General features: G+C 42.0%; 11 protein-coding genes and 1 pseudogene. 6 read left to right on the forward strand and 6 right to left on the reverse strand.

The window, feature by feature from the left end; all coding sequences use genetic code 11:
* Positions 1-215: 215 nt before the first annotated feature.
* The 3 genes and pseudogenes from pta to BMW38_RS08720 all read right to left on the reverse strand — a co-directional run bounded on the left by pta (position 216) and on the right by BMW38_RS08720 (position 3710).
* Positions 216-2360 carry a phosphate acetyltransferase gene (pta, locus tag BMW38_RS08710; RefSeq protein ID WP_092707299.1) on the reverse strand — a complete coding sequence of 715 codons (2145 nt, stop codon included), beginning with the start codon at positions 2358-2360 and terminating at the stop codon, positions 216-218.
* 45 nt (positions 2361-2405) lie between these two features.
* Complete coding sequence (locus BMW38_RS08715) at positions 2406-3608, reverse strand: acetate/propionate family kinase (RefSeq protein ID WP_017391295.1); 1203 nt, start codon at positions 3606-3608, stop codon at positions 2406-2408.
* Positions 3590-3710 (reverse strand): annotated as a pseudogene (locus BMW38_RS08720) (hypothetical protein). Before BMW38_RS08720 ends, BMW38_RS08715 begins: the two are co-directional and overlap by 19 nt.
* A gap of 654 nt (positions 3711-4364) precedes the next feature.
* On the opposite strand from BMW38_RS08720, the gene edd reads away from it, so the two are divergent.
* The 5 genes from edd to BMW38_RS08745 all read left to right on the forward strand — a co-directional run bounded on the left by edd (position 4365) and on the right by BMW38_RS08745 (position 10738).
* Entirely contained in the window at positions 4365-6212 is a 1848-nt protein-coding gene (edd, locus tag BMW38_RS08725) for a phosphogluconate dehydratase (RefSeq protein ID WP_092707301.1), read from the forward strand.
* Positions 6213-6241: 29 nt separating this feature from the next.
* Entirely contained in the window at positions 6242-6871 is a 630-nt protein-coding gene (gene eda / locus BMW38_RS08730; protein WP_092707303.1) for a bifunctional 4-hydroxy-2-oxoglutarate aldolase/2-dehydro-3-deoxy-phosphogluconate aldolase, read from the forward strand.
* A gap of 187 nt (positions 6872-7058) precedes the next feature.
* Positions 7059-8417: a GntT/GntP/DsdX family permease gene (locus BMW38_RS08735; RefSeq protein ID WP_005036945.1), complete on the forward strand. Its 1359-nt coding sequence runs from the start codon at positions 7059-7061 to the stop codon at positions 8415-8417.
* A 17-nt stretch (positions 8418-8434) separates the two neighbouring features.
* The gene (locus tag BMW38_RS08740) at positions 8435-8947 is read left to right on the forward strand and encodes a gluconokinase (protein WP_005036944.1); all 513 of its coding nucleotides are present in this window, start codon (positions 8435-8437) and stop codon (positions 8945-8947) included.
* Between the two features lie 162 nt (positions 8948-9109).
* Complete coding sequence (locus BMW38_RS08745; RefSeq protein WP_092707305.1) at positions 9110-10738, forward strand: NADP-dependent glyceraldehyde-3-phosphate dehydrogenase; 1629 nt, start codon at positions 9110-9112, stop codon at positions 10736-10738.
* 123 nt (positions 10739-10861) lie between these two features.
* On the opposite strand, the gene BMW38_RS08750 is transcribed toward BMW38_RS08745, so the two are convergent.
* The gene (locus BMW38_RS08750; RefSeq protein WP_092707454.1) at positions 10862-12127 is read right to left on the reverse strand and encodes a glutamate-5-semialdehyde dehydrogenase; all 1266 of its coding nucleotides are present in this window, start codon (positions 12125-12127) and stop codon (positions 10862-10864) included.
* 299 nt (positions 12128-12426) lie between these two features.
* Between BMW38_RS08750 and BMW38_RS08755 the strand changes: the two genes are divergently transcribed.
* Entirely contained in the window at positions 12427-13740 is a 1314-nt protein-coding gene (locus BMW38_RS08755; protein ID WP_213031131.1) for an alpha/beta fold hydrolase, read from the forward strand.
* Between the two features lie 56 nt (positions 13741-13796).
* Here BMW38_RS08755 and BMW38_RS08760 read toward each other — a convergent pair whose 3' ends face one another.
* Together BMW38_RS08760 and nagZ are read right to left on the reverse strand one after the other, a co-directional pair.
* Complete coding sequence (locus tag BMW38_RS08760; RefSeq protein ID WP_092707307.1) at positions 13797-14639, reverse strand: class I SAM-dependent methyltransferase; 843 nt, start codon at positions 14637-14639, stop codon at positions 13797-13799.
* A 293-nt stretch (positions 14640-14932) separates the two neighbouring features.
* Complete coding sequence (nagZ, locus tag BMW38_RS08765; protein ID WP_092707309.1) at positions 14933-15952, reverse strand: beta-N-acetylhexosaminidase; 1020 nt, start codon at positions 15950-15952, stop codon at positions 14933-14935.
* Positions 15953-15966: the final 14 nt, after the last annotated feature.

Raw genomic sequence — 15966 nt, forward strand, 5'->3', positions numbered from 1 at the left:
TTGAGCGGGCTGTTAGCTAGCGGGCTAAATTATATGACAAAAAGATAGTTTTGTGGGAGATTGGTTGATCTTTTGACCGAAAGTCGCATAAGACTATATAGGGGGTATTTAAATGTCAGAGATAGGAAAATTATTTATTTTGAAATGATTAAAATAAAAAAAGCCATTTGAGCGGACATCAAATGGCGAGAGGTAGAAGCGGATCAAATTATTAGTTATTTAGCAGCAGCTTGCTGTTCAGCCTGAATTGCCGTTAATGCAATAGTAAAGACGATGTCATCTACCAATGCTCCGCGAGACAAGTCATTTACAGGTTTGTTTAAACCTTGCAACATTGGTCCAACGCTCACAACATTCGCAGCACGTTGTACTGCTTTATAAGTCGTGTTACCCGTATTTAAGTCAGGGAAAATAAATACATTGGCACGACCTGCAACGCGTGAGTCTGGAGCTTTTTGGCGTCCAACACTTTCAACTGAAGCTGCATCATATTGAAGTGGACCATCAATAAGTAAATCAGGTCGACGTTGCTGAGCAATTTGAGTTGCTTGTTGTACCTTCTCAACATCTGCACCTGTTCCAGAAGTACCGGTTGAGTAGCTGATCATGGCAATACGTGGATCAATTCCAAAAGCTTTAGCCGAGTCAGCAGACTGAATCGCAATTTCAGCTAATTGTTCTGCGGTAGGGTCTGGATTAATCGCACAGTCGCCATACACATAAACTTCATCTGGTAAAAGCATAAAGAAGATAGATGAAACTAGTGAATAATCTGGCGCTGTTTTGATGAGCTGGAAAGCTGGGCGGACCGTATTTGCTGTGGTGTGTACTGCACCGGAAACTAGGCCATCTACTTCGTCTAAAGCTAACATCATTGTACCGAGCACTACGGTGTCTTGAAGTTGTTCTTTGGCCTGAAGCTCGTTGAGCTTACCTTTACGCAGCTCGACCATTGGTGCTACATATTGGTCGCGAATGCTATCTGGATCAACAATTGCTAATCCGGCTGGTAATTCAATACCACGGGCTTTTGCAACATCCTGAACAGCCTCTGGTTTTGCCAGTAAAATACAGTCAGCAATGCCACGTGCCTGACAAATGGCTGCAGCTTGGATGGTGCGTGGCTCATCGCCTTCAGGCAGTACAATGCGTTTTTTCGCTGCAATCGATTTTTGCACTAGTTCATGACGAAAAGCCGATGGAGACAGGCGAGGGGTAGCTGCATTGTTACTGTGCTGCTTAAGCCATTCGACATCAATATGACTTGAAACAAAACGAGTCACTTGTTCTGCACGTTCAGTATCATCGACGGGAATTTCATTACCAAAGTCAGATAAACGCTGAGCAGTTTCTAATGTATTGAGACGTGTATGTAAAATTGGTAAGCCTTGCTTGATCGCATTTTGGCAAAACTCTAAAAGCTCAGGAGCTGGTGCTTCACGTTCAGTAAGAACCAAGCCAGCGAGTGGAATACCATTACTGGTCGCCAAACTACTTGCCAGTAATACGTCGGTACGCTCAGACGCACTAATAATTAGTTCACCTGCAATAAATTTATTGAGTTCATATTCAATGCTTGAAGCAATTAAACTTGAATGCAAAATACGGCGTGTTTTAGCTTCACCTTGATGTACCCATTGCCCATCAATCACATTCGCAATATCTAGGGTTCTTGGTACGCTTAAGGTGTTACTAAATGGAACTAAACCAATAATAGGTAAGTCACTAGAACCAAAATAACGGTTATATTTTTGCAATTCTGTCGTAAATTTTGCGATGTCTTCTGTTGCGCGTAATGATGGATCAAACGCAACAGGAATTTGTGCTGTTTCTTCGGTTAATCCACGGGTACGCATAAAGAGTACACCCGCAGTACGATTTGACGCTGCACCGCCAAACTGACGTAAATGAGCATCTACTTTTTCTGCGGCTTTTTTAGGGTTTTGAATATCTGCTGTACTGACCAATACGACTTCTGCATCAAGTGCTTGTGCAAGACTTGCGTTGAGTTCACTGGCGAAGTGGTCTTGTCCGTTTGGTAATAAGCCTTCTACAATAATGACATCATGGTCTGCTGCAACACTGCGATGTAGACTCACAGCTTCTTCAAGTAATTCATCCACTTCCCCAGCAGCAATAAGCTGAGTTAATTTTTCATGCGAAATAGATTGAACAGTTTTACCTTGAAATAAATGACCGAATAATGAAGTTGTTCGATCAAGATGCTCTTGGTCTTCTTGGGAAAATGGTTTTAAAAAGCCTGCTTTAATCCCGTTACAATCAAGCGCGTAAATCATGCCTAGGCAGGCAGAGGTTAAACCAACCCCTTCACCTGTAGGAATCAATAAAATTGTATTCATATAAACCTATAAATAAATGAATATCGAGTTTTCGCTAAGATCTGATTAAGCAAGGCTCGCTACAGATGCTGTAGTTCCTGCCGCTTCAACAACTTGACGAGTTTCTTTGGCAATACGGCCTTCTTCGTCTGTTGGAATGACCCAAATTTGCGGACCTGTTCCATTGTCGATTCGGCCTTCAGTGCCACGTTTTAAGTTGTTGTTTTGATCTTTGTCGAGCTGCAAACCAAAATGAGGTAAATACGCTAAAGTTTTTTCACGAATATATGCCGAGTTTTCACCAATACCACCTGTGAAAATGAGGCCGTCTAAAGTTGGTAAACCACAGCTAAGTGCAGCAAGTGATTTTGCAAGGCGATAACTAAATACTTCAATTGCAAGGCAAGCATCTTCATTGCCAATTTCTGCTGCTTCAATAACTGTACGCATGTCATTAGACAATTGCGATAAGCCAAGTAGACCACTTTCGTTGTTTAAAACCTTATCAATTTTAGCCAAATCCCAACCAAGATTTTTCGCAAGGAAACTATGTAAGCTTGGGTCAACGTCACCACTACGAGTTCCCATCACCACACCTTCAAGTGGAGTAAGGCCCATAGAAGTATCAACACTTTGTCCGTTCCAGACCGCACAAGTTGAACTACCATTTCCTAGGTGCGCTGTTAACCAACCGCCTTTTTTCAGGTTGCCTGCGAGTTCACTCGCTCGGTCAGACACATAGGCATGGCTTGTACCATGGAAGCCATAACGACGGACGTTATGTTCAGTATATAAGAACTTAGGAATTGCATAACGGTAGGCATGCGGTGGCATGGTTTGATGGAATGCGGTGTCAAAGACTGCAACTTGAGGTAATTCAGGAAATAGGCGTACGGTTGCGTCAATACCGATTAAATGTGCTGGGTTATGAAGCGGAGCTAAAGGCGTCGCAGCACGAATACGTTCAATAATTTCAGGAGTGAGTAATTCGGCTTTAGTTAAACTACCGCCGTGTACAACACGATGTCCGATTGCTTGCGGTTTATAGTTGGCAAGACGTGCAAGTAAAGTTTCTAAAGCTTTGGCATGGTCAGCATAAGGGATAGCAAGTTCAAGTGGTTCACCACCAACTGTCACTCCCTTAATACGAGCGTCAGCAGCTCCCAAGTTTTCTGCTAAACCGTAAATACGATCTTCACGACGTTCTGAAACTAGAGCATATTTAATAGATGAAGAGCCGCAATTGATAACTAATACTGATGTAGCCACGTTGAAATACCCACGTCCTGATTTAAAATAGTTTTCCTAACTTCCTGTTCAAAATGTATTATTTTTCAGATACAGGTTGAACGGGTTGTCATGTTTTAACATGTGTTGTTTTTCTGTCCAAGATAGACTTTAGCCCATTAGACTTAAGCACTATCGACCATCAAATTATTTGTAACTAATATTTATCCACTATAAACCTTAATCACTGTATTCCTTGTTTTTTTATAAGGATGCAAACGATTTTTTTGTATACATTTATGAAAAGTAAGCTTGAATCAAATTTCATTTTTAAATGTTGGGTATTGATTCTTTATTAAGAGGGCAGAAGTCTCTTTAATTAAATTTGAAAAATATATTACAAATAATATACGTAATTGAAATTAAGAATTAATAGTAGGAATGAGAATTATAAAGAATAAAACATAGGCTTATTAGAACTAAAAAATAGTATGAAAAGCTTATTATCTAGATGTTGTTAAATGTATTTCATAATATTGATATTACGATATTTTTACCATAATTTCTGAAGTTCAGTTTAAGCATAAATAATTGAGATTTTAAATAGGTTTTTGGTCTAAAACCTAAGCTTACTATGCCTTTAAGGCTTGTGCTGAGGCCATTACAGCAGTATTGACTGGGGTTGCATGTCGCTTTTCGCCTGAATAATATTATTCATCCTTTTTCAAATGATCAGAAAATATATCATTTGGTTTATTTTTATTTTCCGGCTTATCCGGTTGTACAGGAGCGTCCTGCATGGACTTGCCGAATCCCATACTGGCAAAAGTTACCGAGCGCGTAATTGCGCGTAGTCAAAAAACTCGTTCTGCATATTTACAACGTATTGAACATGCACAAGGCAAATTTCCAGCTCGTGGTGCACTCTCATGTGCCAATCTGGCTCATGGTTTTGCCAGCATGGAAGATAATGAAAAATTAATTATTAAAGTAGGCCGTGAGCCAAATATTGGCATTGTATCTTCATATAACGAAATGCTCTCGGCACATGCACCCTATAAAACATTTCCAGATCTAATTAAAACAGCCGCTCGTGAAAATGGTGGGGTAGCGCAATTTGCAGGCGGTGTGCCAGCGATGTGTGACGGTATTACTCAAGGTAATGCTGGCATGGAACTATCATTGTTCTCTCGCGAAACGATTGCCATGAGCACTGCGATTGCACTGTCTCATAACATGTTTGATGCAGCATTATGTTTAGGTGTCTGCGACAAGATTGTGCCAGGATTATTGATTGGTGCTTTGCAGTTTGGCTATTTACCTACCATTTTTGTACCTGCGGGCCCAATGACAAGTGGTTTATCTAATGATGATAAAGCCAAAATCCGTCAGCAGTTCGCAACCGGCGAAGTTGGGCGAGATGCCTTACTTGAAGCTGAATCAGCAGCCTATCATGGTCAAGGTACCTGTACGTTTTACGGTACAGCCAACAGTAATCAAATGTTGATGGAAGTGATGGGTTTACACCTTCCAAGTGCTGCATTTGTTCATCCTCACACACCGTTACGTGATGCCCTCACAGCAGAAGCTGCCATTCGTGTACTTGACTTAACTGTTGAGCGCGGAAACTACACGCCGATTGGTCATGTAGTTGATGAAAAAGCAATTATAAACGGCATTGTGGCGTTATTAGCCACAGGTGGATCAACTAACCATACTTTGCATCTTATTGCGATTGCCCGTGCTGCTGGAATCTTGATTGACTGGGACGACTTTGATGAATTGTCTGCCGTTGTTCCATTGTTAGCCAAAATCTATCCAAATGGCAAAGCCGATGTAAACCATTTTCAGGCTGCGGGTGGGGTTGCTTTCCTCATTCGTAATTTGCTTGAAGCTGGGTTGCTACATAACGATGTGACTACCGTTGCAGGTAAGGGTTTATACCATTACACCAAAGAGCCAAAACTGATCGACGGTAAGCTCACTTGGGTTGATGGCGTGGTTAAAAGCCTTGATGACAAAGTTTTGCGTAGTTTCGATGAGCCATTCCAACCAGATGGTGGCTTGCGTTTAATGCAAGGGCGTTTGGGACGTGGTGTGATCAAGATCTCTGCCGTTGCTCCAGAACATCGTAAAGTTAAAGCACCTGCAATCGTGTTTGATTCTCAAGAAGCAGTGCAAGCTTCATTTGATCGTGGTGAGTTACACCGTGATTTCATTGCTGTTGTTCGCTTCCAAGGCGCGCGTGCGAATGGTATGCCAGAGCTACATCGTTTAACCCCTGTATTAGGTGTTTTACAAGATAAAGGCTTCCATGTGGCATTAGTAACTGATGGGCGTATGTCAGGTGCTTCAGGCAAAGTTCCAGCAGTGATTCATTTATCTCCAGAGGCTTTGTTGAACGGTCCGATTGCTAAAGTGCAAACGGGAGATATGTTGGTGATTGATGCTGAGGCTGGCGTACTCGATGTTGAGATAGATGAAGCTGTTTGGCAGTCACGCCCTGTTGCACAGCCAGAACATCAGGCAGAAAACGAAGTCGGCTTTGGTCGTGAATTATTTGGTGTGTTCCGTGCCGCTGCTGCACCAGCTGAGCATGGTGCTTCTGTGTTTGGTGCATTAGTTGGTGAAAGTGTTCAACCTTAGACTTTAATAATAATAGGAATAGAAAAGTAATGATTAAGATTGAAGATGTTGTTCAATTAGGACCCGTGATTCCGGTACTGGCATTTGATTCTGCCGAACAAGGTGAACATGTATCACGTGCTTTGCACACTGGTGGCGTAAAAGTATTGGAAATTACGTTGCGTACCGCTGCTGGCCTTGCTGCTATTGAGCGTGCGAGCCAGTTGGCTGATGACATTGTGGTCGGTGTAGGTACGATTACCAAGCCAGAACATTGTGCCCAAGCCAAAAAAGCCGGTGCTCAATTTGGTGTGTCACCGGGTTTAACTAAAGATTTACATTTGGCTGCGCAAGATGCAGGTTTGCCTTTATTGCCGGGTGTGATGACGCCAAGTGACCTGATTCAGGCAATTGAATTAGGTTATGAAATTGTGAAGTTCTTTCCGGCTCAGCAAGCGGGTGGAGTCGAGATGCTAAAAGCATTTTATGGTCCATTTCCAAACCTACGTTTTTGCCCTACAGGTGGCATTACTGTAGAGACAGCTCCGGATTTCTTGAAGCAACCAAATGTGGTGTGTGTTGGTGGTTCGTGGTTAACACCGAAAGCGGCAGTTGCTTCACAAGATTGGGCGGAAATTACTCGCTTGGCACAATTCGCTAGTCAGTTGAGAGCTGATTAAATGTAGTAAATATTTATAAAAATGAAGTGCGTTTGATGTGCTTTAGAGCTTGTGTCGATATGACCAGTAGTGATGCTGGTCATACCTAAATATAAAAAATTAGTGTCTCAACAGTAGGAATTATCCTGGTTGAAGACCTTTATTTGGGCTTAGTTGCCTAGATAGTTACTCCAAGGAGAAATGTCACATGGAGACGGTTCAGGGTGGCATGTTGCTTATCTATACTGTAATCGCGATTATTGCTTTAGTTGTCATGATCGCGAAGTTCAGAATTTATCCATTTCTAGTTCTTATTATTGTTTCACTCGGTTTAGCCTTAGCTGTTGGCATGCCAATGGGCGATATTGTTAAATCCTACGAAGCTGGTACTGGTAAAACCTTGGGTCACCTTGCGATTGTAATCGCACTCGGAACAATGCTCGGTAAAATGATGGCCGAGTCGGGTGGCGCAGAGCGAATAGCAATTACTTTAATTAAATGGTTCGGTGAGAAAAATATTCACTGGGCCATGATGTTCATTGCCCTTATTGTGGGGCTGCCCGTATTTTTCGAAGTGGGCTTCGTACTCCTTATTCCAATTGCTTTTAACATTGCCAAAAGAACAGGCAAGTCATTATTGGTCGTAGGTTTGCCTATGGTTGCAGGGTTGTCCGTTGTGCATGGTTTGATTCCACCACATCCAGCAGCATTGTTGGCAGTACAGGCATATCACGCTGATATTGGTAAAACCATTGCCTACAGCTTATTAGTAGGCGTACCAACGGCGATTGTTGCAGGGCCGTTGTATGCATTATGGATCAACAAATATGTCAAATTGCCTGAGAACAATCCATTGTTTAAGCAATTTGTTGAGGTAGATAAGAAAGAAACTCGTGAGCTACCAAGCTTTGGAATTACCTTATTTACGATTATGTTGCCTGTCGTATTAATGTTAATCGGAAGTTGGGCTGATCTTTTCTTTGCACCACAAACTTTCGCAAACGACTTACTACGTTTCATTGGTACTTCTGATATCGCATTGCTTATTGCCGTACTGGTCAGCTTTATTACTTTTGGTACGATGCAGGGCTTTAACCGTGAACAGATCGAAAAATTCTGTGGCGGTTGTTTGGCTTCTATTGCCGGAATCATGTTGATTGTCGGTGCTGGTGGTGGTTTTGGCGGCATTTTACGTGACAGTGGTATTTCTAATGAGATCGTTTCTACAGCCTTGAAGGCAAATTTGTCACCGTTATTGTTGGGCTGGTTAGTTGCAGCATTGATTCGTTTAGCAACAGGGTCGGCAACAGTCGCTATGGCTACTGCTTGTAGTATTGTCGCTCCGATTGCAGCTACAGCTGGTGTCGTCGTTAGACCGGAACTTTTAGTACTTGCCACAGGTTCAGGTTCATTAGTTTTCTCCCATGTAAATGATGCAGGATTTTGGTTAATCAAAGAATATTTTGGTATGACAGTAGGGCAGACACTCAAAACTTGGTCAGTATTAGAAACCATTATTTCGGTGTTGGGTTTGTCTTTCACGCTACTTCTTAGCACTATTTTATAATTAGAGGTAAGTAATCCATGATTGTGATTGCAATGGGTGTCTGTGGAACAGGCAAAACACTGATTGGTGAGTTGCTGTCGGAGCATTTGGCTTGTGAGTTTCTCGATGGAGATACACTGCATTCGACTGCAAATAAAAGCAAGATGAGTCAGGGTATTCCTTTAACTGATGAAGATCGCATGCCTTGGTTACACGCGATTCGTAAAGCTATTGAAGAGAAGCAGCAGGCAGGTGAGACCGCAGTATTTACTTGTTCTTCACTCAAGCGGGTCTACCGAGATATTTTACGCGGCCATGACCAGAATGTGCAGTTTGTATATTTAAAAGGGTCATATGAGTTGTTAAAACAGCGCCTTGCTGAGCGAGCAGGCCATTTTTTCGACCCTTCATTATTGCAGACTCAGCTTGATACTTTAGAAGAACCTGACGTTCATGAGGCAATTACGATTGATATCGCATTGACACCTGAACAAATAGTTGTGCAGGTCATGCAGAAACTAGGGGTAACTGACAGTGTGTGTCGGGGTTAACCTCATTTAGAAACATTGCAAAGTCTTGATTGATTTGTGGTGCGGCTCAAGCAAAGTGAATACCAGTAATGGTACTGGTATTCACAGGAACAAGGCCTGATCATAGCGGGCTAGGTTCGAATATATAAATACATAAATATATAAAACTTGGAGATAACAAGAATGAGTCATTCAAATAATTTGCAGCAGAAATTTCCCGTAGTAGATAGTATTCCTGAGAACGTGCGTCTGCCATCCCAGATTCATCAGCGTGTCTCATTAGTAGATGGTGAGCTGAAGTTGTGGGCTGGTGCAACCAAGAAAACATTGTCCCCAATCTGGACTCAGCAGCCTGATGGTAGTTTGCAGCAAGTTGAGCTTGGCAGTTATCCAGTCATGGGTGAGAAAGAAAGCGACGAAGCACTAGAAGCAGCAGTGCGGGCCTACAACAATGGTCGTGGTGAATGGCCAATGATGAAAGTTGGTGAGCGCATCGCCTGTATGCAGAATTTCATTCAGCGTATGGTGGAGCGACGAGACCTGATTGTTAAACTGATCATGTGGGAAATTGGCAAGAGCTTGGCTGACTCTGAGAAAGAGTTTGACCGCACTGTCACCTATATGCGTCAAACCATTGATGCGCTGAAAGACCTAGACAATGCCAACTCTCGCTTTGTGATTGCTGAAGGTACCATTGGTCAAATCCGTCGTACCCCGTTGGGTGTCGTGTTGTGTATGGGGCCATACAACTACCCGCTGAATGAAACCTTTGCTACCCTAATTCCGGCTATGCTAATGGGCAATACCATCGTCTTCAAACCACCTCAATTTGGTACCTTGTTGTTTGAACCATTGCTGGAAGCATTCCGTGAATCATTCCCGAAAGGTGTGATCAATACCATCTATGCACCAGGCTCACTGGTGGTGCCGCATCTGTTGGCATCTGGAAAAATCAACGTATTGGCGCTGATTGGTTCTAGCAAAGTGGCCGATTACTTGAAAAAGCAACATCCTAAATCTCACCGTCTACGTGCGATTTTGGGGCTGGATGCGAAGAATGCTGCCATTATTCTGCCGGATGCCGACTTGGATCTGACAGTGAAAGAGTGTCTGCTGGGTGCATTGTCGTTTAATGGTCAGCGTTGTACTGCGCTCAAGATGCTGATGGTACATCGCTCGATAGCCGATGAATTTGTTAACCGCTTAACGGCTGAACTGGCCAAGCTGAAAGTGGGTATGCCGTGGGAAAAAGGTGTATTTATTACTCCGCTGCCAGGCATGCACCGTACGGCCTACATGACTGAAGTCATTGAAGATGCCGTGGCTAAAGGGGCAAAAGTGGTTAATGTAGAAGGTGGTGAATTCTGCAAAACTATGTTCTATCCAGCCGTAGTTTATCCAGTGACTGAAGGCATGAGACTGTATCGTGAAGAACAGTTTGGTCCAGTGGTACCAGTCTCTGTTTATGATGACATTGAAACTGTGCTGGAATATGTCACTACTTCTGATCATGGTCAGCAGGTGAGTATTTTTGGTAGCGACCCTGAGCAAATTGGTCATTTGGTTGATCCGCTGGTCAATCAGGTTTGTCGTGTGAATATTAATTGTCAGTGCCAACGTGGTCCAGATGTGTTTCCATTCGGTGGTCGTAAAGATTCTGCGGAAGGTACATTGTCTGTGCATGATGCGCTGCGTGCATTCTCTATCCGTTCTATGATTGCTGCTAAACAGACTGATGACAGCAAAGGTATGCTGGCCTCTATGGTGTCTGAGCACTATTCTAAATTTGTAAATACCGACTTTATTTTCTAAGTAGTATGTGCTTAAAAAAACCAGCCATCGGGCTGGTTTTTTATGATTGTAAAAATTTGAATAATAAAATAAATAAAAACGCCTGATTAATATCAGGCGTTTTTGTTTGGAATAGTAGATCGATTATTGACGAATCTGACCGTCACCTAACACAATCCATTTTTGAGAAGTTAAACCTTCTAAACCAACCGGACCACGTGCATGGATTTTATCTGTAGAGATACCAATTTCTGCACCCAAGCCATATTCAAAACCATCAGCAAAACGAGTCGAAGCATTGACAACCACTGAACTCGAATCTACACGAGCCAAGAATTGACGCGCCAAACTATAATTTTCGGTCACAATCGCATCGGTGTGATGTGAACCATATTTGTTGATATGGTCAATTGCTTCGTCTAAACCACTAACAACCTTAATTGCAAGAATTGGCCCTAAATATTCGGTATACCAATCTTCTTCCGTTGCAGCTTTAACAGATGGGCCTAAAATTCGACGTGTTTCTGGGCAGCCTCGAAGTTCAACTTGCTTTTCTGCATAAAGTTCGGCGATACGTGGTAAGAAAACGTCTGCAATTCTTTCATCAACAAGCAGAGTTTCCATCGCATTACAAACCCCATAGCGATGAGTTTTTGCATTCAATGTAATAGGTAAGGCTTTGTGGAGGTCTGCTTGTGCTTCGACAAATACATGACAGTTACCATCAAGATGCTTAATAACCGGAATACGTGCTTCATTCGTCACACGCTCAATTAAGCTTTTACCACCACGTGGAACAATGACATCCACATATTCAGCCATGGTAATAAGATGGCCAACTGCTGCACGATCAGGCGTATCAATTACTTGCACTGAATGTTCAGGTAAACCTGCTACTTTTAAGCCATGCTTAATGGCTTCTGCAATTGCTTTATTCGACTCAAGTGCTTCTGAACCACCACGTAAAATAATGGCATTGCCCGATTTGATGGCTAAAGATGCTGCTTCTAGTGTGACATTTGGACGCGATTCGTAAATCATCCCAACGACCCCTAGAGGTACACGCATTTTGCCAATTTGAATACCTGTTGGGCGGTATGCAAGATCAGTAATTTCCCCAATAGGATCGACAAGCGCGATCACATCTTTTAAACCTTGCAACATTCCTTTAAAACGTGCGGGCGTAAGTTCAAGACGATCAAGCAATGCGCTATCGAGCTGATTGCTACGACCTTTATCCATGTCCACTTGATTCGCTGCCAAGATTGCTGCCTGATTATTTTCCAAAGCAGTATAAATAGCAGAGAGTGCATGATTTTTAAGCGAGGTAGAAGCACTTGTTAAGACGCGTGAGGCGTCACGTGCTTGTTGCCCGACTTTTTGCATATATTGTTCAATTGAATCTTGCATAGCCGTTTTTAATCGTTTACCAATGACTACGATAGTAGCAGTCAAATGCGGAACAATGAATGGCTTTTTTTGAAAAATGTGACCGCCATAAAAAAACATTTAAATATTTTGCAAACTATTAGCGACTTAAACAAGATGAGCGGTCATTTGAGCGATTGCGTATATTTCACACAATTGTTTAGAATGTTATTGTGCAATACAAACTAATACAAAATTTAAAGTTTTGTGCATAAAAGATTACGTGTTCAAGAAGGAACTCTTGCAGCATAAAAAAATTACAGCAAGGAGGAAGCAAGGATATGAATTCCATTATTCAAATGGATTCGGAGATCAACCAAGCTTATGCCGGTTTTGGCTTTTTCGATATCTACCATAGAGATAGTTTTAAACAACCTGCTCGTACAACATGGATTGACGGCTGGAAGATTGAATATATGGCGATTGCCGATCCAAAAACGATTCACAATACGCCAATTGTGATTGTGGGCGGTGCTTTCCAGAATTTTAATTCTTATAAATATTGTGTTGAACAATTGTTTGAAAGCGGTCCGGTCATTTTAATTGATTTACCTTCTATGGGCGCAAATCAGCAAATTACCAATCGGGATACAGGAGTATCTGCAGGTACTTTAGAATTACCTGATTTATCTAAAATGTTGGGACGCTGGCTGGATATTGTTGGACTACAAAAAGTTTCTGTTATGGGAATGTCTTTGGGGTCGGTAATAGCATCTTGCTTTGCTTACCATCGTCCAGAATTAATGGATCGCATGATTTTGATGGGTGTCATGCAAAAGACCCGAAAAAGTTGGCGAATGATTTTGGAAGAGTCTCTTAAGCTCATGCAAGAAAACCGCATGGAAGAGTTTGGGCAAGCTGTGATTTTATATTTGGTGAATCATGCCAAATTAGATAAAACCCGCATGTCGCCTACAGCTAAAAAATTATTTTTTAGGCAAATGGCTGAGTTTACGGGCACAGAGCGAGAGCGTTATGAAATTAACTGTAATCGTCTTTTGCGTTTAACTGACGTGCCAATTCCAGCGTGTAAAACTCTCGTTGCTGCAGGGCAGTATGACAGTTTCACTCTGCCACATGAAAATGCAAATTTTGCTTTGCAATGTCCGGATATGGAATTTGCACTTATTGCAAATGCTGATCATGTACCTCAGTTGCAACGCCGTAAAGAAACTATGAGTTTGTTCACTACTTTCTTGAAAGGGGAATCTATCCATAATCTGGATGGTATTATTCCCATGACACGTGAACAAATGCAAAAGATGGAACGCCGTGGTGAAGAACGGGTTCGGGTTTTACAGCCAAAAACTCAACTTACTCATCGCGAACCTGATGTACAGGTGCCAGTGACGATTGTTGATGTCACATTCTTTGGCATGTATCTAAAAATGGATGATGTTTCGAAGCTTGATTTTGTAAATGAACATCCACGTGATTTAGCACTGCATTTAGAAGATGAAGAAGGTACTTTTTCAATTGAATGTTTAATTTTTGAAAGTACAGAGCAGGGGATTCGAGCTTTGTTCAAACACGGTAGTTTTGAACTTGCTGATCGTTTAAGCCGTTTTATTGCTCGTCAAAAACAAACTGTTTAATCTATTGCTTATAGTTGGAAGCTCGTAATTTTCGAGCTTCCAATTTTTTATGCTTATTATTTTGTTTGCGCGTGAATGATCCAGACCAAATCACCTAAATGTTGCTCATGATCATCGGAAGGAACTTGCCCAAAAAATATTTGTGGTTGTTCAACTGTGACTTGTTGAAACCCCGCATCTTTAAAAAAATCCTGCACTTCTTGAGGACTTTTAAAATGAAAACTAAAGGAACTACGGGACATTAATTTAAGTAGCTTACTACTGTTCCAGATCAGGGTCGCCAGTTTGTTTTTAATTGGTTCAGGGTACAGATCCGTTAAATAGTGGAACGTTTTAAAAGCAGTACCGTAGTGCGCGATCGATTGAATGAGTTGTTTTAATAAATCTTTATCAAAATAGTTAATTAAACCTTCACTAATTACAACCAATGGGCGGTTCGGGTCAAACACTTCAAATGCTTGTGCAAAGGCTTCTGTAAATAAATCAACCGATAAAATTTCAGGCGCATTTTTTTCAATTTGCTGAAGTGCATTTTGTTTGGTTTGTGCCATATCGGGTAAATCAAGCTCCCGATAGGTAATTGAAGGGTAATGCTGTCTAAACCACCATCCACGAGGGGACAGGCCACATGCTATTTCAAGGACTTGTAGATCAGGATTTTCTTGAATTAACTTCTCTAAATGATGATCAAGCATGGTATGGCGTTGTTTGAGTGTGGTGCGCATGCTGCCACCCACATATTTCTCGGCCCAAGATTCTATTGGGTGAACCAAATACGCCAGTGATTTTCCTTTAGCTGTAGCAAGTGCTTCGTGAGAGATCCCCATTTGGTACCAGATATAGCCGGTATAGTGTGCAGTAAAAGAAATATGGCGGTGTTTAGAAAGTTGTTGTGTCATTCGTCCTGAACTCGGTTTATTGTTTTTCTGTGATCTTAATTGCCTGACATAAGATCTTGTATTGAAATTATGTCATTTAAGCTTACTAGTACATCACGGCGGAGTTTTACTGTGTAAATGTTTCATTTCGGGAGTAACCTTCGGTTCGACCTACTTTTGTTTTGGCAAAAGTAGGCAAAACCATTGTCATCTGCAAAACCTGTTAGATGCATCCATCTGTCTTATATATTGCAAATACAATACTTATTTAAGAACTACGCAGGTTGCAGATGACGCTTCCACGTATCCATAATTTAGAATGAATTTTTAAACTCTTCAATGGCTGTTTTGACAGCTTGCCACTCATTTCCAAGCGATAAGGTTTCACCAATCTGAATTTGTGGAATTTGACCGCGCATACGTTCTAAGCGTTCTTGGTTTGGTAGAGCAAGTTTTTCGATACCTTCTAGTGCTGTGCATGCCGCATCACGGTCATTACACACAAGCCCCATATCACAACCCGCAGAAAGCGCGGCTTGAATACGTGCATCCGCGCCACCTGCTACACATGCAGCTTGCATACTTAAGTCGTCAGAGAAAAGTACACCATCAAACTTCAAACGGTTGCGTAGAACTTCTTGAATCCAGAAAAGTGAAAAACCAGCTGGATTTGGGTCAATCTGATCATAAATCACATGTGCTGGCATGAGTGCATCAAGCTGAGGCATGAGCTTGATAAAGCTTTGCATGTCATGATTATAGATTTCGTCATAGCTACGGCTGTCAATTGCTGCTGCAACATGTGAATCTGCTTTCACTGAACCATGGCCTGGGAAGTGCTTGCCCGTATTTGCCATTCCTGCTTTTTTCATGCCTTGCATAAATGCGCCAGCAAGAGGTGCGATATCCTCAATATTTTTAGAGAAACCTCGGTCACCAATGACGTCACTAATTGCATTAAGGTCTAAAACTGGTGCAAAACTAAAATCGATGCCGACTGCAAGGACTTCGGTTGCCATGAGCCAACCACACTGTTCAGCTAGCTCAAGTGCTTTTTGAGGTTGGGTAATATAAAGTTCACCAAAACGGCCCATGGCCGGTAATAAGGTGAAACCAGATCTTAGGCGCTGAACTCGACCACCTTCTTGGTCGACAGCAATTAAAATATCTGGACGAATTTGACGCATGTGGTCTGTTAAAGCACGCACTTGTTGCGGAGATTCAATATTCCGTGCAAATAAAATCATGCCACCGACTTGCGGAGCGCGTAATAGTTCAATATCTTCTTGAGTAAGTTCTGTGCCGGCGATATCCAGCATCAATGCGCCAATCATATTGGTTCCATTTG

Origin of the sequence: Acinetobacter sp. yr461, assembly GCF_900110445.1 — a bacterium.
GTDB classification, from domain to species: domain Bacteria; phylum Pseudomonadota; class Gammaproteobacteria; order Pseudomonadales; family Moraxellaceae; genus Acinetobacter; species Acinetobacter calcoaceticus.